Origin of the sequence: Stenotrophomonas sp. TWI602, assembly GCF_039674045.1 — a bacterium.
GTDB lineage: Bacteria > Pseudomonadota > Gammaproteobacteria > Xanthomonadales > Xanthomonadaceae > Stenotrophomonas.
Map to the genome: position 1 here is coordinate 1 of NZ_JBDJMT010000005.1, position 22,721 is coordinate 22,721.

Here is a 22,721-nt window from a genome sequence, read left to right on the forward strand (position 1 = left end):
GACCCCTGGAGCCGGTACCGCCGCCCGTGGGTCGCCGCCCTGGCGGCGAGGCCGTCCTGGCAGCCCACCAACGGTCGCCTCTACCGCGGGCGTCGTTGCTCTGGAGGCCGACCAACGGTCGGCTCTACCGCGGGCGTCGTTGCTCTGGAGGCCGACCAACGGTCGGCTCTACCCGGTTTGGGCGAGCCGGCCGGCACCCGTCCGATCGGGTTACTTTGCTTTGAGCACGACCTTCGTGCTGATCGCGGTCTCGTTCGGAATGGTCTTGGTATCGGCCCAGTCGCCGCCGCCCACGCCGAAGTCCAGGCGCTTGACCGTGGCCTTGCCGGCCAGCACGGGCTGCGCGCCCGGGGTCCAGGTGAAGGTCAGGGTGACCGGCTTGCTCACGCCGCGCAGTTCCAGCGTGCCGTCGGCGGCGTACTGGTTGTTGCCCAGCGAGCGGAACTTGGTGGCGCTGTACTTGGCCTGGGCGAACTTGCCCACGTTGAAGAAGTCCGCGCCCTGCAGGGTCGAATCGCGGTCGCTGTTGCCACTCTTGGCGCTGGCCAGCGGAATGGTCACTTCCAGCTTGGCATCGTCCAGCTTGGCCGGATCGAAGCTGATCCGGGTATCGAAGCCCGGGAAGGTGCCGGTGAACACTTCGCCGTCGTACTTGGTGGCGAAGGCCAGTACCGAGCCAGGCGCCTGCACGTAATCGGCGGCCAGGACCGGGGCGGTGGCCAGCAGGCCGGCCAGGGCGGCGGCGACCGCGGCGGGGGAGGTGAGCTTGATGTTCATGGTCAATCCTTCTGGGGGGAGGCAAGCCAGCGCTGCGGGAGCATGCGCGCAAGCGTGGCATCGCGTTGGTAAAAATGGTGATAAAGCGCGGCACCGGCATGGGCCAGGACCACGGCGATCAGCAGCCAGAAGCCCCACTCATGGATGGCGTGCGAGATCTGGATGACGCGTTCGTCCGGTGGGCTCAGCTTCGGCACGTCGACCAGGCCGAACCAGCGGAACGGGCGCAGGCCGCTGGCCGAGTCGTACAGCCAGCCCGACAGCGGAATGCCGAACATCAGCACGTACAGCAGCCAATGCGTGGCCGAGGCGATGCGCTCCTGCCAGGTCGGCGTGCCTGGGACCGGACGGGGTGCGCCGGCGTACAGGCGCCACAGCAGGCGGGTCACGACCAGCGCCAGCACGGTGATGCCGATCGATTTGTGCATGGTGTAGACCCAGAAGTACTTCGGGGTCTTGGGCAGTTCGCCCATGGTCAGCCCGACGATGCCGAGGGCGAGGATCAGCACGGCGATCAGCCAGTGCAGGGTCTGGCTGACACCGCCCCAGCGGGTCGGCGTGTTCTTGGCGGTCATGGCGTGGTCTCCTGGACCGGCTGTGGGGTATCTGAGTCGATTGGCGCGGCCGGAGTTCCCGGCGCATCGGTGGGCGCGGCATCGGCAGGATCGCCGGCGTTGCGATCACGCACGGCTTCGGCCTCGATCCGCAGCTGCACCTCATCGCCGATCATCGAGGCCCAGCCATCCACGCCGAAGGCACTGCGGCTGAGCGTGGCGGTGGCCGAGAAGCCGGCGGTACGGCGGAACGGCGGCAGTGGATGGCGCTTGAGCGCATTGAGGGTGACGGCCAGCGTGACCTCGCGGGTCACCCCCCGTACGGTGAGCTGGCCGGTAACGTTGGCGTGGGTCGGGTCGATGGGCTCGACATGCGTGGAGACGAACCGCGCCTGGGGGAAGCGCTCACCGTCGAGCAGGTTGCGCGCCAGCGTGGCGGTGTTCCATTTGTCATCGCCCAGGTCCAGCCGCTGGATCGGTACGCTGACCTCCAGGCGTGCCGTGCGCCAGTCGTCCGGGTCGAATACCAGCACGCCTTCGCTGCCGGACACGGTGCCCAGCGCATGCGAGAAGCCGGCATGCTCCACCGCGAACAGCACGCGGGTATGCACCGGATCGATGCGGTAGCTGTCGGGGGCGGCAGTGGCGAGCAGCGGGGTGGCGGCCAGCAGCAGGGAAAGTGTCAGGCGCTTGAGCACGGCGCAGCCTCCATCAGGGTCTGGGGCGATCATACGCACAGCCACGTCATCGGATGCAGCGTCATGGCTGCAACAGATCGTGGTGCGGCGGACAACAGCGCCGCCCGCCTGTGCTGTCTGGCTCGCCCAAGGCGGAAACAGCCCGTTCCATCCACGGCAGCCGACTCAGAATGCGGACACCGTCCTGATCGCTGTGTGACAATCCGCACCAACAGGGAGACCGGATCGATGAGCACGCGCCGCTGGGGTGCAGGCATCGTGCTGTTGGGGCTGTGGTTGTGCGCAGTGCCGCCAGTGTTGGAAGCCGCAGGGACATCGGCAGAAACGCCACGCTTGCGCCGTCTGGGCGCGGCCGAGGGCATGCCGTCGCGCATGGTGCTGGCGCTGGCCCAGGATCGCCAGGGCTATATCTGGGCCGGTACCGATGATGGCCTGGCCCGCGTGGACGGCGTTGGCCTGCGGGTGTGGCGGCATGATCCGGACGCGCCCGGCTCGCTGCCCGGCAACGAAGTGGAAACCCTGCTCATCGATCCACAGGACCGGGTCTGGGTGGGCAGCAATGGGGTTGGCCTGAGCATGCTCGGCCCCGACCGCAGCGCGTTCGCGCGGTTCCCCGAGCTCAACGCCGCGTGCGAGGGCCAGTTCTGGTCGCTGGCCTATGCCGCCCAATCGCTGTGGATCGGCACCAACCAGCACGGCATCTGCCGCCGCAGCGAGGACGGCACGCTGGTCAGGTACCAGGCCGCGCCGGACGATCCGCGCAGCCTGCCCGACAACACCATCTACAGTCTGTTGGCCGATCCGCAAGGGCGTGTCTGGGTAGGCACTTCCAATGGCGTTGCCCGTTGGGATGGCGATCGCTTCACCCGGATCGCGCCGGCCCTGCTCGGTGGAAAAAGCGTGTTCCGCCTCACCCGTGAGCCTGATGGCACGGTCTGGGCGGGCACCGAAGGTGGGCTGTTCCAGATCGGTGCCGATGATCAGGTCCGGCCCGCACCCTGGACGCTCAGTGCCGATGTGCGTGCGGCCACGGTCATCCATGACCGCAATGGCGGCTATTGGCTGGGCACGGCTGATGGCCTGTACCGCGGCGATGCGAGTGCGGTGCGGCTGCTCGCCGGCGACGCCGGCAGTGGCTTCCTGACCGCGCGCAGCGGCGTGCTGGACATGCTGCAGGACCACGAAGGTGGACTGTGGGTGGCGATGCTGACCCAGGGGCTGGCGTATCTGCCGCCAGACTGGAAGCGCTTCTCCAGCTGGTACCAGCTCGACGGCAAGCCATTGGACAGCGCCTATCTGCTCGGCGCGGCAGCGCTGGGCGATACGTATTACATCTCCGGTGCGCACGGTCTCTATACGCTGGATGCGCAGGGCCAGCTGCGCCAGATCGCCGACGACAAACAGATCGGCGTGGGCGCGGCGTGGTCGCTGCTGCCGCGCGAAGATGGTGCGGTGTGGATCGGACGCGCCGGTCGATTGAGCCTCTATCAACCCGCCACGCGCACGCTGCGCGAGTGGAAGATCGGTGGCGGGGCGGACGTGCGCCAACGCATCGATCTGATCCGTCAGGCGCCGAATGGCGACCTGTGGCTGTCGATCATGAACTTCGGCATCCAGCGTCGGGATGCCCAGGGCAACGTGCTGGACACCATCCGCAATGACCAGCACCGTGGGCTGACCGAGAACCCGGTTGAACAGATGGTGTTCGATCCGCGTGGGCAGCTGTGGGTGATGGGCGACAGCATGGGCTTGATGCGGTGGCGCAATGGCCGCTTCGAGCAGGTGCCGGGCGTTTCCCGCGGCAGCATCTACGATGCGGCCTGGACCGGCCCGGATGAACTGTGGCTGGCACGCCAGGGCGCGCTGGAGCGCTATCGCTGGGATGGCCTGAGCATGAGCCTGCGCGAACGTGTCGGCGCTGCCCAGGGCCTGCCTGCTGTGTCGATGGGCGGGCTGGCGCTGGGCAGGCACGGGCAGGTCTGGGCAACCACCCCGCGTGGGTTGATCTGCTGGCAGGGCGCCGAGCGTCGGCTGCGCTTGTATGGCGAACGCGATGGGCTGCCGGATGTGGAGTTCAGCAACCGCCCGCCGGTGCAGGCACGCGGCGGTCGTGTCCTGGCAGTGACCGCGACCGGGTTGGTCGGCTTCGATCCGGATGCGGCGGACATGCTGTTGCCGCCATCGCAGCTGGTGATCGACAGCGTGCAGGTCCGCCGCGACGATGCCGAAGGGCAGCAGATGCTGCCGACGCAGGCACCGATCGTGCTGGGGCCGCAGGACCGCGATCTGATCGTGTCCGCGCGTCTGCTTTCATTCGCCAACCCGCACGGCAACCGCTATCGCTACCGGGTGTCCGGCTATGACCAGAACTGGGTGATGCAGGCGGCCGACGGCGAACGCCTGCTCTCGCGCCTGCCCGCCGGGCACTATCGCATCGAGGTGCAGGCCGCGACTTCGCAGGGCGCGTGGACGCCGCCCAGCACGCTGGATCTGGAGGTGCGTCCGCCATGGTGGCGCAGTGGCTGGGCGATCGTGGGCTATGCGCTGCTGGGCCTGATCGGGATCGCCGCGCTGGCGTACGTGGCACGTGCGCGCCTGCGCCGTCGCCAGCAATGGCAGCTGACGGTGCACAAACAACAGTTGGCCGAGCAGGCGTCACAGGCCAAGAGCCGGTTCCTGGCCACGCTGGGGCATGAAGTGCGCACGCCGATGACCGGTGTGCTGGGCATGAGCGAACTGCTGCTGTCCACCTCGCTGGATGACGTGCAGCGCGGCTACGCCGGCTCGATCCAGCATGCCGGCAAACACCTGCTGCGGCTGGTCAACGACGCGCTGGATCTGGCCCGCATCGAGGCTGGGCGACTGGAACTGGATCTGCGGCCGTTCGATCTGATGTCGTTGCTGGACCAGGTCGAGGCCTTGATGGAACCGATGGCCCATCACCGTGGCCTGGCCTTCGAGCGCAGCTTCAACCTGCCCGGTCCGGTGCAGGTCAGTGGCGACGAGATGCGCGTGCGCCAGATCCTGATGAACCTGCTCGGCAACGCGATCAAGTTCACCGAGCATGGCCATGTGGGCCTTGGCGTCGAGCTGCTCGACGGCGGGCGCGCGATCATCTTCGAGGTCTCCGATACGGGGCCGGGCATCAACCAGGACCAGCAGGAGCGGTTGTTCCACCGCTTCGAACAGGCCGATGGCCCTCGCACCGCATCGCGTTATGGCGGCAGCGGCCTGGGCCTGGCGATCTGCCAGGAACTGGCGGTGGCGATGGGCGGCCACATCCGGATCGACAGCCGGCTGGGCGATGGCGCCCGCTTCTCCGTTGAACTGCCGCTGCCGTGGACCGTGCAGTCGGCTGCGGCGTCGGGTGAAACCGGCCTGGAGACGCGCACGCAGCTGCCGCCCCTGCGCATCCTGCTGGTGGAGGACGATGCCACCGTGGCCGATGTGATCGCCGGGCTGCTGCGCACCCGTGGGCACGACGTGGTGCATGTGCTGCACGGCTTGGCGGCATTGTCCGAAGTCGCTGCGGGGAGCTTCGATGTCGGGTTGCTCGATCTGGATCTGCCGGCGCTGGATGGTATTGCCATTGCCGGACAGCTGCGCGCAATGGGCTATGAGCTTCCTTTGATCGCGGTGACCGCACGCTCGGATGCCTACGCCGAGCAGCAGGTGCGGGCGGCCGGATTCAACGGTTTCCTGCGCAAGCCGGTGACCGGTGACATGCTGATCGATGCGATCGTGCAGGCCCGCGCCGGGAAGTCGCCGCGACACTGATCAGCCGAGGCGCTGTGCGCATCGGTGCGATCAATGCCATTCCTCGAAGTTTCTTTTTTGATCTGAAATTTCATTGATCGGACTGTGACCGGGTCCAGATCCTGCCAGCCCTCTTCGCGTGGCTTCGACATACCGTGCTGTTCATGCCGGAGAGCAAGGTCGGGGTACGCGTGGGGGGAGGCCGATCCGCACCGATGGGCAATCGCTGGGCTGCGGTGATGCTGGGTCTCGTGCTCTGGCTGCCGGTCCCTGTTCTGGCCGGCGATCCCGTCACGGCGCCCTGGCCCCGGCCGCTGGGCCCTGCAGACGCGCTGCCGACTGCGGCGCTGCGTGCGGTCGTGGAAGACCGCGACGGCTATCTGTGGTTCGCCAGCGACGATGGACTGCTGCGCTTTGATGGTCATCGTTTCAGCGCGTGGCGAAGGGAGCAGGGGCTGCCGGATGTGGACGTGCGCGCGCTGCATCTCGATGCGCAGAACCAGCTCTGGCTGGCGACCGCCTCGCAGGGCCTGCTGACGCTGTCTGCTGATCGCCGCGTGATCCAGAGCATGCCGGGCAATGGCGCGGTGGTCCTGCCCCGCATCGGCGTCGAGCAGATCGCCAGCACCCCCGACGGTGTGGTGTGGGTGGGTACCCTCGACGATGGCCTGTTCGCACGGCAGCCTGACGGCCGTTGGCAACGCGTGCCGTTGCAGCTGCACGGTGGCGCCGTGCGCCGGGTGACTGCCCTGATCACCGACCACCAGGGACGGCTCTGGATCGGGACGCCGGCGGGGGCACTGCGGCGTGAGGAACATCGTTTCATCCAGGTACCGCTGCACGATGACCAGCGCGTTGACGTGCACGTGCTCTGGCCCGATCCGGACGGCGGGGTGTGGGTGCGCACATCGCGGGGCGTGCACCGGTGGCGCGACGGCGCGGTGCATCGGATGCCGGAGGACACGGAGATGCCGGTGCTGCGCAGTACCGCGGGCGACCTCTGGAGCGCCGGCGCAAGCGGACTGCGACTTCACGCGCGCGGGCAGACGTCGCAGCCGGTGCCGCTGCGTGGATACTCCGGGGCCGTGATGAGCACTGCCGTGGTCAGCCAGGCGATGGAGGACCGGGTCGGCGGTCTGTGGTGGCTCGGCCGCGGCGAGGGCCTGTGGCACCTGCCGGCGCGGTGGCGCCAGTTCACGCTGCTGGCGGCCGCCCGTGACGGTTGGCCCGGACTCGATGGCGACCACGTGCTGGCCCTGGCGCCCGCCGATGGCAGGCGGGTGTGGATCGCCAGCGACCACGGGCGCCTGCAGCGCGTGGACACGGTGAGCGGGCGTAGTGACCTGGGTCTCGACTACCGCCCCGATCACCTGCGTGCGGGCACCGTGGCGATCGCCGAAGACCGTCGCGGTCAGGTATGGGTGGCCAGTGGCAACACGTTGTCGCGCTACCTGCCGGGCAGCGGTGGGCGCCGTCACTGGTTGTTGGGCGTGGACGGCGATGCGGGGAGGGTCGATCTGCAGGCCTGCGGCGACGGATCGTTGTGGCTCGGCCGTGCCGACCGTATCCAGCGACGCGATGCCGACGGTGTGCTGCAGTTGTCCGCCGCGCCGCACACCCTCGGGTTGGTGCCACCGAGCCACGGCCCCCAGTTGCTGTGCGATGACAATGGCCTGTTGTGGGCAACCGACCGCAGCGGCATCAAACGCTGGCTGCCGGCACAGGGACGTTTCGCCGCCGTCGAGGGAGCGCCGCGCGGTGAAGCCGGGGCGATCGCCCGCGGCGAGGATGGCCACTACTGGATCAGCAGCCTCGGGGTACTGCGCCGCTACCGCTGGGATGGCCAGCAGCTGCGCAAGACCCACAGCTTCGGCCCCACGCACGGGTACCCGCGTCTGCTGGCACGCGCACTGGTGGTCGACGCAGCGGGCATTGCATGGGCAGGCGATGCACGTGGCCTGATCCGGGTTGACCCGCATGGCGGCGGCGTACGTCAGTTCGGCGGCGATGAGGGGCTGCCGGCCCAGGGCGTGCTGCCGCACGGTCTGGTGCGCGCCGCCGAGGGTCGGCTCGCCGCAGCGGTCAGCGAAGGCGGGCTGTTGCTGATCGATCCGGCCGGTGTCGCGGGCCCTGAACGCGCGCCGGGCCTGGTCATCCATGCGATCACCGCTCGCCGTGGCAAGGCGCAGATCACGCTGCCGGTCGGCGCCGGCCCGGTGCCGCTCACCGGCGCTGATCGGCACGTGCGCGTTGCCGCGCGGCTGCTCAGTGGCGGTGCGCCGTCGCACATGCAGTATCGGTTCCGGCTGCAGGATCACGAGGCCCAGTGGCAGGAAAGTGATGCCACCGGCCTGCGCGTGTTCGAGCGTCTGCCGGTGGGGCTGCAGACGCTGGAGGTGCAGGCCCGGCAGGCAAACGGCCGGTGGTCGCCGGTGCGCCGGGTGACATTGCAGGTGGCCCCGGCATGGTGGCAGGCGCCGCCGGCCCGGTGGGCAGCCACGGCCGCCGGGCTGGGCGCGGTGTGGCTCTGGGGATGGCGCTTGCACGTACGCCGCGGTCGACAGCGGCGCTGGCGCTGGCTGCGTGCCCGGCAGGGGCATGCCGAGCGCGCATCCGTGCAGCGCACCCGCTTCCTGACCACGCTGGGGACCCGCATCCGGGTGCCGATGACCGCGGTGCTGGGATGGAGCGAACTGCTGCTGCGCTTACCACTTCCGCCACCCCAGCGCAGCCGGGTCAGCAGCCTGCACTACGCCGGCGAACACCTGCTGCGGCTGATGGATGACGCGCTGGACATGGCAAGCATCGAATCGGGGGAACTGCAGTTGCAGCCTGCACCGTTCGTGCTGCAGCAGATGATCGAAGCGCTGCACGCGCTGCTGCTGCCGGTGGCGCAGGGCAAGGCGCTTGTGCTGGAGTGGCACAGCACGCTGCCGGCCTCGGCGTGTGTCATCGGCGATGCGCGTCGCCTGCGCCAGATCCTGCTCAACCTGCTCGGCAACGCGCTGAAGTTCACCGCACGGGGAACGGTACGGCTGGAGGCGCACCGCTTAAGCGATGGCCAAGGGGTCGTGCTGCGGGTATGCGATACCGGGCCGGGCATGACGCCGGCGCAGTGCCAGCGCCTGTTCCAGCGCTTCGAGCAGGCCGATGGCGCGCGGACCGCGGCCCGTTACGGCGGCAGTGGGCTGGGATTGTCGATCTCACGCGATCTGGCGGTGGCCATGGGCGGCGATATCACCGTGACCAGCGTTCCCGGCCAGGGCACCTGTTTCCAGGTGGCGCTGCCATTGCCGCGCGGTGAGCTCCCCACCGCCATCGTGGCATCGTGTGCGCCGCCGGGACCGGCTGCGGCCGGCGCACTGCGGGTGCTGGTGGTCTATCCGTCAGCGGTCGTTGCCGAAGTGCTGCTGGCCATGCTGGCCTCTCTGGGCCATCTGCCCGTGCACTTTCCTGGCGCGGATGCATTGCCGCCCACCGCCGCGGACGGCGCGGGTTGGGACGTCATCGTGGTCGATCCAGCCCTTTGGATCGATGGCGAACGCGTGGGGGCACGCCTGTCGCGGAGGTGGCCGGGGGTGCCACGGGTTGCGCTGTCTGCGCGCGCGGATGCCGTTGCGCAGCGCGAGGCGATCGCGGCCGGCTTCGAGCTGTTCCTGCGCCTGCCGGTGAGCCGGGCGGCGTTGGGCGATGGGCTGGCCAGATGCCGGCGCAGCGCATGAGCTGCCTGCCGCGCCCATGGCGCCGGTGCGGACGGTGGGGGTTGCTGTTCTGGCTGCTGCAGGCGTTTCCGGTGCTGGCGCTGTCCAGCCATGGCATACGGATGACGACAGTCGACGGATTGCCGTCCAACGTGGTGCATCAGATCGTGGAGGACCGCAAGGGCTATCTCTGGTTCGCGACCGGCGACGGCCTGGCGCGCTATGACGGCAGCGGGTTCCGGATCTGGCGGATGGAACACGGTCTGGCCGACAACGTGGTGCGCAGTCTGGCCCTCGATGGCCGTGACCAGCTATGGATCGGCACCGGCAACGGTTATCTGCAGCGTCTTTCGTCGGACCGCCAACAGTTCGCCCGGTGGGCGGGGCCGCCGGCACCCACCGTGGCGGCCAGCCCGATTCTGGCGATCCAGCCCATGGACGATGGCAGCGTCTGGTTTGGTACCCGCGATGCCGGTCTGTTCCGGCTCGACCTCGATCACCTCCTGCGTCAGCACCTGCCGGCCGCTGGCGGTGGTGGTTTGCCGTCGGCACGGGTGGAGCGGCTCGTGTCCGATCCGCACGGCGGCCTGTGGATCGGCAGTGCCGCCGGGCTGGCGAGATGGCAGCACGATCGGTTCCAGACGCCTGCGATGCTGGGGGCTTCCACGCGGCCGGTGACCGCGCTCGGCCTGGATTCGCAGGGGCGGTTGCATTCCAGCACGGCCGAGGGGTCGCGGGTGCGGCAGCTGCCGTCCTTGCAACCCGTTGCCGGGCACCGCACACCGGCCCGTTGGCTCGGGGCGGCGTGGCGCGGCGGGGACTGGTTCGGCGATGGCGACCAGGTGTGGTGGCAGGATCAGCACGGCCGGAACCACCACGCACTCCAACTGCCCCGGCCGCACGGGCGCGATGTGTCGCGCATCGGGCGGGTGTTCGAGGACCGGCAGGGGCGGGTCTGGTTGTCGGGAAGTCGCCAGGGCGTGTGGCGACTCGGCGCCCAGTGGCGGCACCTGGAGCGTTTTGCCGCACCGGCGGGACCCATCTCCGCTGCGGCAGGCAGCCTGGCCCCGACGGCAGATGGCCACGCATGGTGGGCACGCGGCGGCACACTCGCCCGTCTCTCGCCGGAGCAGGGCTTCTCCCACACGCGGTGGTCCTATGCACAGGATCCAGCCCGTGCCGATCGCCACGTGGTGGTTGAAGATCCGCAGGGCGTGGTGTGGGTCTTCGCGGCGCCGTGGCTGACCCGGTTCGATCCATCGCGCCGGCGTCGGCAGCGCTGGCAGGTGGGGTCGGCCGGTGTGTCGTCGGGGACGTCGACGCAGGCCGCATTGCTGGCCTGTGGCGATCGGGTGTGGCTCGCCGGCAATGGCCGCGTGGAGCAGCGTTCGGGCGATGGCAGGGTCCTGGCCAGTGCTGCCTACGAGGCGGCGGGCCTGCGTCCGGGCGTAGCGGGGTTCGCGCTCCAGTGCAGCCCCGGCGGAGAGGTATGGCTGGGGGATGGCGAGGGTCTCAAACAGTGGCACGTGGCGGCCAGCCGCTTTCTCCCGGTGCCGGGCAGCGGGCGGCGGGAGATCGGCGCGCTGCATCTGGGCACCGATGGGTGGCTCTGGGCGGCCGATGCGGAAGGATGGTCGGCCTACCAGCATGTGCCTGGCCGCCCGCCTCACAGCCGGCGGGTTGACGCGGGGCAGGGAATACCAGCCGCATTGCCACGCGGATTGACCGGCGCCCAGGATGGTGCGCTATGGGCCACTACGGCGCGCGGGGTGGTGCGTCTGGCCCCGGATCGCGGCAGTGCGCGGCTGTACACCGCCGATGATGGCCTGCCGATGATCGTGTTCGATAACGGACTGGTTGCTGCCGGAGCGCATCTGCTCGCCATGGAGGCCAAAGGCGACGTGCTCGTATTGCATCCGGCGGGCATGGTCGACGCCACGACACCGGCCTCGCTGGTGATCGACCAGGTGAAGGTGCGCCGACAGCGGCGCTGGGTCGAGCTGCCTTCCACCGATCCGCTGCAGCTCAACGCCGATGATCGCGACATCCAGTTGTCGGCGCGCCTGCTGAGCGGCCGACCCGATGGGGTGACGGGGTATCGATTCCGGCTGCGGGGCGAAGACCCCGAATGGGTCCGCGCCGGGCGACGCGGCACGCGCGGCTTCCCCCGTCTGCCGGCCGGTGAGCATGTACTGGAATTCCAGGCACGTGACGTGGATGGGCAATGGTCGGCCCTGCAGCAGGTGCACCTGCATGTGGCCTACAACGGGTGGGCGCATCCCGGGGCGTGGGTGTTGCTGTGGCTGCTCGCCGCCAGTGCGGGCACGGTGCTGGTGTGGGCGCTGAGGCAGCGGCGGCAGCGAGCGCTCGCCTGGCGGGCCGCCACGCGTCGCCAGGCACGGGCCGAGCAGGCCGCGCAGGCCAAGGCGCGCTACATGGCCACGCTTGGGCATGAAGTCCGGACACCACTCACCGGTGTGCTTGGCATGAGCGAACTGCTGTTGACCACGCCGCTACCAGCCGGCGCGCACGAACAAGTGCTGCATATCCAGCAGGGCGGACGTGCATTGCTGCAGGTGGTGGACGAGGCGTTGGAGATGGCCAGGCTGCAGGCCGGCAAGGTGACGCTGCATCCGCGGGGCTTTGCCATCGGGCCGTGGTGGGACGAGGTACACGCCGCCGTGGCCGGTGGTCTGGAGGCGGGGGGCTGCCGCCTCGCGTTGGCCCCGCCAGTGCAGCCCGGCGCCAGCGTCGTGGGCGACCCGGACCGGTTGCGGCAAGCCGTGGCACTGCTCGCGTGCGGGTTGGCAGAGCAGATCGGGGCAGTGCGGTTGACCCTGCGCATCGGCTGGCGGCCAGGCCGCAGTGGCCTGCTGATGGATGTGCTCGCCGAACCGGGGGCCTGTCCGTCTCCAGCGACGTTGCAGGTGCGCGAGGCGCTGGCCGATGTCGATGTACTGATCGGCGCGATGCACGGGCACGTGAGCGTGGTGCGGCTGCCTGATCACCGCTGGCAGGCCACGCTGAGTGTCCCGCTGGAAGGCTGCCAGCCGATCGAGCCCCACGCGGCGGCACCGCAGGGCGACGCGCTCGATGCCCTGCAGGTCATGCTGGTGGAAGATGATCCCCTGGTGGCCGAGGTGGTCGGCGCACTGCTGCGGCTGCGCGGTCACACCGTCGTCCATGCCGCGCACGCGCTGGCGGCACTGACCGCGCTGGCCCGCCCCGGCACACAGCTGATGCTGTTGGATCTGGACCTGCCGGGCATGGACGGGCTGTCATTGCTGCGCCTGCTGCGTCAGCAGGGCCAACGCCTGCCGGTACTGGTGCTCACGGCGAGACGGGAGCCGGACCTGGAGATGCAGGTCATCGCCGCAGGGGCGGACGGTGTGGTGCACAAGCCGCTGCAGGGCGATGTGCTGCACGCGGCGATACAACGGCTCGCCTTGCCGCGCGTGGATCGTGCCGGCGCAGGGAACGGTTTACTATGCGGGGCGTTGCCCGACGACCGGGGTGGTCGGGGGTGACAGGCCCGTTCCGGGCGACGGCAGTGAATCGAGGGACAGACCCGGGAGAGCCATTGGTGTTGCGTGTGCTGTGGCCGTTGCTGATCGGCCTGTGTGTGCTCTGGCCGGCGCTTGCGTCGGCCCAGCCGGTACCGCCGACGCCGCGGCAGCTCACCGTGTTCGATGGCCTGCCATCCAACACCGTCAATCGCATGGCCGAGGATCGCTACGGCTATCTGTGGATTGCCACCAATGATGGCCTGGCCCGTTACGACGGCCGCAACTACCGCATCTGGCGTGCCGAGGACGGCCTGCGCGACAACCACGTCTGGAGCGTGCACGTGGATGCGCGCAATCAGCTGTGGATCGGCACGGAGAACGCCGGCCTGGCGATGATGTCGGCCGATCGCCGCGAGATCCGCTTCTACGATCGCGACAGCCATCCGGAAATCGGCAGCAACACGATCTGGAGCGTGGCGTCCACCCCGGACGGTGCGATCTGGTTCGGCACTTACCAGGGCGGCCTGCACCGGCTGGAGCGTGATGGCACGCTGACCCGCTTCATGCCCGAGCCGGGCAATCCACGCAGCCTGCCGGCGGCATCGGTCGGCAATCTGGCCACCACCCTGGATGGCACCTTGTGGATCGGATCCAAAGCCGGCCTGGCGCGCTGGACCGGACACGATTTCGAACCGGTGCCCAGTGCCCAGTTGTCGGCGCGCGTCATCAATGGACTCACCGCCGAGCCCGATGGCAGCCTGTGGATCAGCAGCAATGTCGGGGTGGCGGTGCGCCGCCCGGATGGCCGCTTCGAACCGGCTCCCTGGGCCGTTGCCGATGGCGATCAGATCCTGGGCATGATGTTGCGCGACGAGCAGGGCGGGTATTGGCTGGACACCCGCTCGGGCCTGGGCCGTGCGATGGACGGTCAGTTCCAGCAGGTGCCACTGTACAGCGCGATCGCGCGCGGGCAGGTGCGGCCGAACTGGACCGGCGCTTACGAAGATCGCGAGGGCGGCATCTGGCTGGCCAGCACCAACGGCGGCCTGTGGCATCTGCTGCCGCGATGGTGGCAGTTCTCGGTGCTGTCGCGCCTGGAAGATGACCCGGCCTCGCTGCGCAATGCGTATGTGCTGGGCATGGGCGCAGCCGCCGACGGCGGCGTGTGGACGGTGGGTACGCATGGTGCCCTGGACAAGTTCGACCCGGTCAGCGGGAAGATCGAACAGCACCGGACCTGGGTGGACGGCACGCAATGGCTGCAGTCGGTGCTGGAGGATCCGCGCGGCCAGGTCTGGATCGGATCCTGGGACGCGCTGCTGCGCTATGACCCCCGGCAGAAGCGGATGCGGCGCTGGGGGCGCGACGCGGCGGTGGACGCCACGATGGAGGGCGCGATCGAATCATTGGCGTTGTGCGACGGGCAGCGCCTGTGGACGGCCTCGGCCAACGGGCTGCAGCAGCGCGATCTCGATGGACGGGTCCTGCATCGCGTCGCGCTCGGCCACGCCGGATTGAGCGCTGGCCAGAACGCGCTCGATATCCGGTGCGGTCCCCAGGACCGCCTGTGGGTGGCCACCGGGCGGGGGCTGCTGCAGTGGGTCGCGGCGCGCTCGCGTTTCGAGCCGCTGCCGGGTGGCCCCGCGGCGAGCGTGCATGCGATGGCGCTGGCCGGCGATGACAGTGTCTGGCTTTCCGAGGAAGGCAAGCTCTCGCACTACGGCTGGCAGGGCGATCGGTTGACCCTGCAGGAAGTGATCGGCAGCAGTGCCGGCTACCCCGCGATCACCGCCACCGGCCTGGTGGTGGACCGGCAGGGCGTGGTCTGGGCAGCAAATGCTCGCGGCCTGGTGCGTGTCGATCCGGAGGCGGGCAGCGTGCGCCAATACGGCGTACATGATGGCCTGCCCAGCCAGGAATTTCGCCGCCGCACGCTGACGCTGACCCCGAGTGGTCGGATCGTGGGTGGCACGCCTGCCGGGGTGGTGGTATTCGACCCGGCACAGGTCAAGCCGGCGACGCGACGCGCGCCCCTGGTGATCGAGCGGGTCGAGGTGCGTCGTGGCGAGCGTGTCCTGGACCTGACCCATGCGGTTCCGCTGGACATCGCCGACGGCGACCGCGATCTGCGGATCGTCGCGCGGCTGCTGTCCTTCGCCGATTCCACCTCGAACAACTACCGTTACCGGCTGGCCGGCTACGACCCGGATTGGGTGGAAGTGGGGCCCGGCGGCGAACGCCTGTTCTCGCGCCTGCCGCCGGGCCGCTACCGGCTGGAAATCCAGGCCCGTTCGGCCGACCACATCTGGTCGCGGGTGCAGGTGCTGGAGTTCCGGGTGTTGCCGCCGTGGTGGCGCAGCCTGTCGGGCCTGTTGCTGCTGACCTCGGCCGTGTTGCTGCTGCTCAGTCTGTTCGCCTGGTTGTACCGGCGCCGGCTGCAGCGCCGGCATGCGTACCAGTTGGCACTGCAGAAGCAGGAGCTGGCCGAGCAGGCTTCGATGGCCAAGACCCGTTTCCTGGCGAACCTGGGCCATGAGGTGCGCACGCCGATGACCGGGGTGCTGGGCATGAGCGAGCTGCTCTTGTCCTCGCCATTGAACCCCCAGCAGCGCGGCTACACCGAGTCGATCCGCCACGCAGGCGAGCACCTGCTGCATCTGGTCAACGACGCGCTGGACCTGGCCCGGATCGAGTCGGGGCGCCTGGAACTGCAGGCGCAGCCGTTCCAGCTGCAGCGACCGATCGACGACGTCTGCGCGTTGATGGCCGCGCTGGCCGGGCAGAAGGGGCTGCGGTTCGTGGTCGACAACACCTTGCCGGCCGGCACCCGCACGGTCGGTGACGAGCTGCGCGTGCGCCAGATCCTGCTGAACCTGCTGGGCAACGCGGTCAAGTTCACCAGCCACGGCGAAGTACGGTTGACGTTGCGCGCGATCACGGCCGGCCGCGGGTTGCACATCGAGGTATCCGATACCGGACCGGGCATCAGCACCGATCAACAGGAGCGACTGTTCCGCCGCTTCGAGCAGGCCGATGGCGCCCGCACCGCCGCGCAGTACGGGGGCAGCGGGCTGGGTCTGGCGATCTGCCGCGAGCTGGCACTGGCGATGCAGGGGCAGATCGGCGTGCAGAGCCAGCTCGGCGTGGGAACGCGTTTCACGGTGACCCTGCCGTTGCCCCTGGAGCAGGGAACCACCGGCGCGCCGGGCGCGGCCGAGGGCGAGCAATGGGTATTGCCGCCGCTGCGCATCCTGCTGGTGGAGGACGATCTGACCGTGGCCGAAGTGGTCAGTGGCCTGCTATCGGCGCGTGGCCACCAGGTGGTCCATGCCGAGCACGCATTGGCGGCGCTGCGCGAGGTCAGCGAGGCACCGTTCGAGGTGGTGTTGATGGATCTGGATCTGCCAGGACTGGGCGGCATCGCCTTGGCTGAGCACCTGCGCAGCCAAGGGTTCGAGATGCCGCTGATCGCGGTCACGGCGCGCACCGATCCATCGATCGAGCAGCAGGCCCGCGACGCAGGCTTCGATGCCTTCCTGCGCAAGCCGGTCACCGGCGATCTGCTGGTGGAGGCGATCGCGCGCGTATTGCACGCCACCCGGTAGCAGCGGACCGTTGGTCCGCTGACGGTGCGTGCCCGCCGTTACTCGGCGACTTCCTCAACGTCGCGTGGCGAGGGCCGCGTGTCCGGCAGTTGCCAGAAGATCAGCGTGGAGGTCAGGGTGATGGCGCCGACGCAGACGAAGGTGGCGTGCAGCGCAGCCGTCGCGCCATGCGAAGCATCGAGATGATTGAACGCGGCGAGCAGGCTGCCGGCAGCGGCCGCACCAAAGCCGGTTGCGAGCATCATCACCATCGAAAGAAGACTGTTGCCGGCACTGGCGAAGTCGCGGTCCAGATCGCGCAGGGTCACGGTGTTCATCACGGTGAACTGCAGTGAATTGACGGCACCGAACAGGGCCAGCTGGATGATGCGGATCCACAGCGGCTGGCCGGGCGTCATGAAGATGAAACTGGCCATCGCCAGGCCGACCAGCACGGTATTGACCATGAGCACGCGGCGATAGCCGAAGCGCTCGACGAGCTTGACCGCGTACCGCTTGGAGACCATGCCCGCCGCGGCGACCGGGATCATCAACAGGCCGGCATTCATCGGGCTCATGCCCATGCCGACCTGCAGCAGCAGTGGAATCAGCAGCGGCATGGCGCTGCTGCCGATACGTGAGAACAGGTTGCCGAGGATGCCGATGCGGTAGCTGGGCACGTGGAACAGCGCGAGCGAGAACAGCGGCGCCGTGGAGTTGGCGGCGTGCAGCCAGTAACCGACGAGGGCGGCCAGGCCGGCGACGGTCATGAGCATGACCAGTGCATGCGGGGTGGCCATGCCGGAGATGCCGTCCAGCGCGAGGGACAGTACGACCATGCCGAAGGCCAGCATGAGGTAGCCGGCGATGTCGAAGCGTGTGCGGTGTTCGGCGTAGTGGTCCGGCATGATCTTCATCGCCGCGACGTAGCCGATGATGCCGATCGGCAGGTTGATCAGGAACACCCAGTGCCAGGAGGCGACTTCGACGAGCCAGCCACCCAGGGTGGGGCCGATCAGCGGGCCGATCAGGGCGGGGATGGCGATGAAACTCATGGCGCGAAGGAATTCTTCGCGGGACACCGAGCGCATGACGGCCAGGCGGCCGACCGGCAACAGCATGGCACCACCGATGCCCTGCAGGACGCGGGCGCCGACGAGCTGGTGCAGGGTCTGGGCGAGCGCGCAGGCGAGCGAGCCGAGAGTGAACAGGATGATCGCGACAAGGAAGGTGCGTCGTGTGCCGAAGCGGTCGGCGATCCAGCCGGAGGCGGGGATGAAGGTGGCGACGGCCAGGGCGTAGCTGAAGACGACCGACTGCATCTGCAGCGGGCTTTCACCGAGGCTGCGGGCCATGGCAGGCAATGCGGTGTTGACGATGGTGGAGTCCAGCATCTGCATGAAGATGGCCAGCGATACGAGCCACAACAGGGGCCGGATCGAGGCGTAGCTGCTGGTCGTCATGGTGCGGGCCTTCGTCAACGAGGGCGATATGATCGCCGATGTGGGATCAGGGTGTGGTCAAGAGCCGAAGCCGAAGCCGAAGCCGAAGCCGAAGCATCGGCTCGGTCGGTGTCGCACCCATGACAGTTGGTTGGCTGCCACGGAAATGCAGGCAATCACACGCTCGCCCTGATGGCCGGGAATGGACGCGATGCCGGAAATGGCATGGGTAGATCCACGCCATGCGTGGATGGCCGCGCGCAGCGCGGCAATGATCGGCACCCATCGCCTGCGGACGGCACGTGTGGTGCGTCTCGAGGGTGGAAACGAGCGCACGCGTCCTGGATGCAGAACGCGCGCGTCGTCAACCATGCCCGGGTAGTGCCGGCCGCTGGCCGGCTACCTGCCGATGGCGATCAGCGTCGGCTCAAGCGGTGTACAGCTTCCACCAGCACCTGGACATGGTCGGGATTCATGTCGGGCGACATGCCGTGGCCAAGGTTGAAGACGTGGCCTTCGCGCGAGCCGCCGTTGCCTTGGGCGTAGCTGTCGAGCACCTGGCCGGCGGCGCGTTCGATGGCGGCGGGATTGCCGTACAGGGTGGTGGGGTCGAGGTTGCCCTGCAGGGCGACGCGGCCGCCGGTGCGGGCGACGGCGTCGGCGAGGTCCAGCGTCCAGTCGACACCGAGGGCGTCCGCGCCGGTGTCGGCGAGGGCGCCGAGATGCAGGCCGGTGCCTTTGCCGAACAGGATCAGCGGGGTGCGTTCGGCACCCTCACCGCGTTCGAGTTCCTGGGCGATGCGGGTCAGGTAGCGCAGGGAGAATTCGCGGTACATGGTGGGGCTGAGTACGCCGCCCCAGGTGTCGAACACCTGCAGGACCTGCGCGCCGGCCGCGCGCTGGGCGGCAAGGTAGGCGATCACCGCGTCGGTGACGACCGAGAGCAGCTGGTGCAGGGCGGCCGGTTCGTTCAGGGCCATCGCCTTGATGCGGGCGAAGTCCTTGCTGCCGCCGCCTTCGACCATGTAGCAGGCCAGCGTCCACGGGCTGCCGGAGAAGCCGATCAAGGGCACGCTGCCATCGAGTTCGCGGCGGATCACGCGGACGGCGTCCATCACGTAGCGCAGTTCGGTTTCCATGTCCGGCACGGCCAGCTTGGCGATGGCGGCCGCATCGCGGACGGGGTGGCGGAACTTCGGGCCTTCGCCTTCGACGAAGTACAGCTCCAGGCCCATCGCGTCGGGGATGGTGAGGATGTCCGAGAACAGGATGGCGGCATCGAGGTCGAAGCGGCGCAGCGGCTGCAGGGTGACTTCGCAGGCGATGTCCGGGTTCTTGGCCATCGCCAGGAAGCTGCCGGCCTTGGCGCGGGTGGCGCGGTACTCGGGCAGGTAACGGCCGGCCTGGCGCATCAGCCAGACGGGGGTGCAGTCCACCGGTTCGCGGCGCAGGGCGCGCAGCAGGCGATCATGGCGGGAGGGGCTGGTCACGGAACGCTTCCTTGGGATCTGGTGGCGCGGGGCCGAAGGGGGTATGGCGGTAGGGCGATGGCGGTGCGATGGCCGCTCAAGGCGGCGGATCACCGCTGGTGTAGGTCACTTCGTAGCCGCGATGCAGGTGCGCGTCGCGCGCCTTCTCGAACGCGGCCAGCGCCAGGTCTTGCTGCAGATGCAGCTCGCGCCGCAGTTGCCCGCGCCCGCCGATCGGGCCAGATTCGAGCAGCAGCTCCCAGCCGCCGAACAGGTCCGGTTGCAGGGTGAGCTGGAGATAGCGGGCCGGATCGGCACCGCGGGCGTGTTGGTGCAGGAAGACGCGCATGCCCCGATTGTAGCCGTGAACGCCGGAGGTGGCCGTCAGCGTCGGGGCAGGTGCGGCGGAAGGTCGCAGGCTCAGCCGGCGGCGAGCACGCGCAGCACGTCGGCCTCGTCGACATCGGCGACCACTTCGGCCCGGCCGATCCCACGCCACAGCACCAGGCGCAGGCGGCCGGCGACGTTCTTCTTGTCCAGCCGCATCCGGGCCAGCAGCGCCTCAGGCTGCAGGCCGGCAGGAATGGCCACCGGCAGTTCGTAGCGCAGCAGCAGCTCGCGCAGCTGGTCGGTGTCGGCGTCCTCGCTCATGCCCAGCCGGGCCGACAGGCGTGCGGCCAGGACCATGCCGACCGCGACGGCTTCGCCGTGGTTGAGGTTGTCGTTGCCCGGTGCGCCGTAGCCCTGTTCGGTTTCGATCGCGTGGCCGAAGGTGTGGCCCAGGTTGAGCAGGGCACGCTCGCCTTTTTCCAGCGGATCGCGCGCCACGATCTCGGCCTTGTGCTCGCAGCTGCGCGCGATGGCCTGGGCCAGCGCGGTGTCGTCGCCGGCCAGCAGCGCGGCGTGTTCGGCCTGCAGCCACTGGAAAAACAACGGGTCGCGGATCGCACCGTATTTGATCACCTCGGCCAGGCCGGCACGCAGCTCACGCGGCGGCAGGGTACGCAGGGCGGCGGTATCGGCGATCACGGCGCGCGGCGGGTGGAAGGCACCGACCAGGTTCTTGCCTTCGGGAATGTCCACTGCGGTCTTGCCCCCGACCGAGGAGTCGACCATCGCCAGCAGTGACGTCGGCAACTGCACGCAGTCCACGCCGCGCATCCAGCAGGCGGCTGCGAAGCCGGCCAGGTCGCCAGCGACGCCGCCACCGAGGGCCATCACGCAGGCATCTCGGGTGGCGCCGAGGGCGGCCAGTGCGGTGATCGCATCGCCGAAGTGGGCCAAGGTCTTGGAGGCTTCGCCGGCCGGCAGCACCAGCGCACCGATCAGCAGATCCGGGCGCGCGGCCAGCAGCGCCGACTTCACTCCGGCCAGATACAGTGGGGCGACCGAGGAATCGCTGAGCAGCAGCACATGGCGGCCGCGCACGTGGCGGGCCAGCAGCTCCCCGTGGCCGAGCAGGCCCGGGCCGATGTGGATGGTGTAGGGGGTGTCGCCGCTGACGGCAACGGTACGCGGGGAGGGGGTCATTCGGGTGTTTCCTGTCGCTGCCACTGCGCGGCCAGGCGCAGCACCAGCTGCGCGGTGGCCTCGGCGGGCGTGTAGAGATCGGTATCCAGGGTGAGATCGGCCAGGCCCTGGTAGAGCGGGTCGCGGGCAGCGGCCATGTCGTGCAGGACCTGTTCGCGGTCCGGCCGCTGCAGCAGCGGGCGGCCGCGGTCACGGGCCAGCCGCTCCAGCTGGGCTGGCACGCTGACCCGCAGGTAGACCACGAAACCCCGGCGTGCGATCGCGGCGCGGTTGTCCGGATCCAGCACCGCGCCACCGCCGGTGGAGACCAGTTGGCCGTGGCCGTCCAGCAGGGCGTGCAGGACCTGGCGCTCGTGCTGGCGGAAGCCGGCCTCCCCGGAGTGTTCGAAGATCGCCGGAATGCTGGCGCCGGTGCTGTCCACGATGGCCTGGTCGGCGTCCACGAAGTCCAGCGTGAAGCGCTCGGCCAGCCGGCGCCCGATGCAGGTTTTGCCGGCGCCCATCGGGCCAATCAGGATGAGGTTCGGCGCGGGATTCATTACCCTCGATCCTAACATCTCCGTGCCATCGCCTTTACGTGCCGGCCCCCATGGTGGGCCGGCGCGGACTCTCCCGCGCGCCACCGGAGTGCCCCATGTCCGTCGCCAAAATCATCGAGATCAACGCGTCCTCCAAGACCAGCGTCGAGGACGCGGTACGCAGCGGCCTGAAGAAGGTGGCCGAGACGGTCAAGGGCATCCAGGGCGCCTGGATCAATGAAACCAAGGTCGTCACCGATGGCGAGGGCAACATCACCGAATGGCGGGTGAATCTGCGGGTGACCTTCCTGGTCGGCTGAGTGCTGCGTTTCCGTCGATGCCGCGGTCAGCGCGGCGCGACGATCCGGCGCTGTTCGTCCAGTGCGATCACCGTATCGGCCAGCGCCGGCAACGTACGCAGCGCCTGCCGGCTGACCCGTTCGTAGTACTGCACGAAGCGCTCCAGCTGGGCGCGGCTCATGCTGCTGCGGTCGGGTTGGGCGGCCTGCAGGTTCTGCTCCTGCTGCCAGCGCCAGCGCGGGATCACCGAGAAGTCCGGCGGCTGGAGGAACCACAGCCGGTCGCAACGCTGCCACAGCGCGGGGTAGTCCTGCGCGAGCGCGTGATTGCACCAGCGGCGCCAGCGGCCGTCGGCATCGGCGTCGCGCTCGAGTGCGTTGAGCGGTGGATCCAGGTCGGCCTCGTCCTGTGCCGGCGTGCCCAGGAACCAGCCTTCGAACACCAGCAGGTCGAGCGGGCCGTCGAGGCGCGGCCAGTCCTTTTCGGGCAGGCGCTCGTCGGCCAGTTTGTCGAAACGGGGCAGGGCGACCGGGCCGCCGGCCGCGACCGCGTCCAAGGTGGCATGGGCCAGGGCCAGATCGTGGGTGCCCGGCGGGCCGCGGGTCAGCAGCAGCGGGTGCACCTGCCGCGCCAGACGTTGGCGCTGGGCACGGGTGAGGTACACATCGTCGATGGAGAGCATGGCCGCGCGCAGGCCGCGCGATGCCGCCAATGCGACCACCTGGGCCGCCAGCGTCGATTTGCCGCTCCCCTGCAGGCCGCTGATCGCCAATACTGGAACGGCCGCGCCGCAGTTCAGCGCGTCGTCCAGCGCCTGCGCGACCAGTGCATCCGGAAAACCTTTCGTCGGGGGCATGTACGCAGGTGCAGGCATGCAGCGACAATA

The 22,721-nt window shown here is 69.2% G+C and carries 15 protein-coding genes; 5 read left to right on the forward strand and 10 right to left on the reverse strand.

The features are described from left to right. Positions 1-210: 210 nt before the first annotated feature. The 3 genes from ABE483_RS07295 to ABE483_RS07305 are packed head-to-tail and all read right to left on the reverse strand — an operon-like array spanning position 211 to position 2,029. Positions 211-777, reverse strand: coding sequence for a YceI family protein (locus tag ABE483_RS07295; protein WP_019186059.1), 567 nt, complete (start codon positions 775-777; stop codon positions 211-213). Between the two features lie 2 nt (positions 778-779). After that, complete coding sequence (locus ABE483_RS07300) at positions 780-1,352, reverse strand: cytochrome b (RefSeq protein WP_346481428.1); 573 nt, start codon at positions 1,350-1,352, stop codon at positions 780-782. Next, complete coding sequence (locus ABE483_RS07305) at positions 1,349-2,029, reverse strand: YceI family protein (protein ID WP_313219757.1); 681 nt, start codon at positions 2,027-2,029, stop codon at positions 1,349-1,351. The genes ABE483_RS07300 and ABE483_RS07305 overlap by 4 nt, the downstream gene beginning before the upstream one ends. Before the next feature lie 228 nt (positions 2,030-2,257). Between ABE483_RS07305 and ABE483_RS07310 the strand changes: the two genes are divergently transcribed. The 4 genes from ABE483_RS07310 to ABE483_RS07325 all read left to right on the forward strand — a co-directional run bounded on the left by ABE483_RS07310 (position 2,258) and on the right by ABE483_RS07325 (position 16,597). Next, complete coding sequence (locus ABE483_RS07310; RefSeq protein ID WP_346481429.1) at positions 2,258-5,806, forward strand: ATP-binding protein; 3,549 nt, start codon at positions 2,258-2,260, stop codon at positions 5,804-5,806. Between the two features lie 194 nt (positions 5,807-6,000). Then, positions 6,001-9,507 carry an ATP-binding protein gene (locus ABE483_RS07315; RefSeq protein WP_346481430.1) on the forward strand — a complete coding sequence of 1,169 codons (3,507 nt, stop codon included), beginning with the start codon at positions 6,001-6,003 and terminating at the stop codon, positions 9,505-9,507. 41 nt (positions 9,508-9,548) lie between these two features. Then, positions 9,549-13,013: a response regulator gene (locus ABE483_RS07320; protein ID WP_346481431.1), complete on the forward strand. Its 3,465-nt coding sequence runs from the start codon at positions 9,549-9,551 to the stop codon at positions 13,011-13,013. A 53-nt stretch (positions 13,014-13,066) separates the two neighbouring features. Further along, complete coding sequence (locus ABE483_RS07325) at positions 13,067-16,597, forward strand: ATP-binding protein (RefSeq protein ID WP_346463290.1); 3,531 nt, start codon at positions 13,067-13,069, stop codon at positions 16,595-16,597. 38 nt (positions 16,598-16,635) lie between these two features. Here the strand turns inward: ABE483_RS07325 and mdtD are convergent, their stop codons facing one another. The 6 genes from mdtD to ABE483_RS07355 all read right to left on the reverse strand — a co-directional run bounded on the left by mdtD (position 16,636) and on the right by ABE483_RS07355 (position 21,556). Further along, complete coding sequence (gene mdtD, locus ABE483_RS07330) at positions 16,636-18,039, reverse strand: multidrug transporter subunit MdtD (RefSeq protein ID WP_313210960.1); 1,404 nt, start codon at positions 18,037-18,039, stop codon at positions 16,636-16,638. A 57-nt stretch (positions 18,040-18,096) separates the two neighbouring features. Then, positions 18,097-18,300: a hypothetical protein gene (locus tag ABE483_RS07335; RefSeq protein ID WP_346481432.1), complete on the reverse strand. Its 204-nt coding sequence runs from the start codon at positions 18,298-18,300 to the stop codon at positions 18,097-18,099. 134 nt (positions 18,301-18,434) lie between these two features. Further along, the gene (gene hemE, locus ABE483_RS07340; protein WP_313210958.1) at positions 18,435-19,508 is read right to left on the reverse strand and encodes a uroporphyrinogen decarboxylase; all 1,074 of its coding nucleotides are present in this window, start codon (positions 19,506-19,508) and stop codon (positions 18,435-18,437) included. A 76-nt stretch (positions 19,509-19,584) separates the two neighbouring features. After that, positions 19,585-19,836 carry a WGR domain-containing protein gene (locus ABE483_RS07345; RefSeq protein WP_313210956.1) on the reverse strand — a complete coding sequence of 84 codons (252 nt, stop codon included), beginning with the start codon at positions 19,834-19,836 and terminating at the stop codon, positions 19,585-19,587. Positions 19,837-19,907: 71 nt separating this feature from the next. Then, positions 19,908-21,017 (reverse strand): 3-dehydroquinate synthase, encoded by a 1,110-nt coding sequence (aroB, locus tag ABE483_RS07350; protein ID WP_313219137.1) that lies wholly within the window; start codon positions 21,015-21,017, stop codon positions 19,908-19,910. Beyond that, complete coding sequence (locus tag ABE483_RS07355; protein ID WP_313210952.1) at positions 21,014-21,556, reverse strand: shikimate kinase; 543 nt, start codon at positions 21,554-21,556, stop codon at positions 21,014-21,016. The genes aroB and ABE483_RS07355 overlap by 4 nt, the downstream gene beginning before the upstream one ends. Before the next feature lie 95 nt (positions 21,557-21,651). Between ABE483_RS07355 and ABE483_RS07360 the strand changes: the two genes are divergently transcribed. Beyond that, positions 21,652-21,855 (forward strand): dodecin family protein, encoded by a 204-nt coding sequence (locus tag ABE483_RS07360; RefSeq protein WP_123730473.1) that lies wholly within the window; start codon positions 21,652-21,654, stop codon positions 21,853-21,855. A gap of 26 nt (positions 21,856-21,881) precedes the next feature. Here the strand turns inward: ABE483_RS07360 and ABE483_RS07365 are convergent, their stop codons facing one another. Then, positions 21,882-22,709: a kinase gene (locus ABE483_RS07365; RefSeq protein ID WP_313210949.1), complete on the reverse strand. Its 828-nt coding sequence runs from the start codon at positions 22,707-22,709 to the stop codon at positions 21,882-21,884. Positions 22,710-22,721 lie beyond the last annotated feature (12 nt).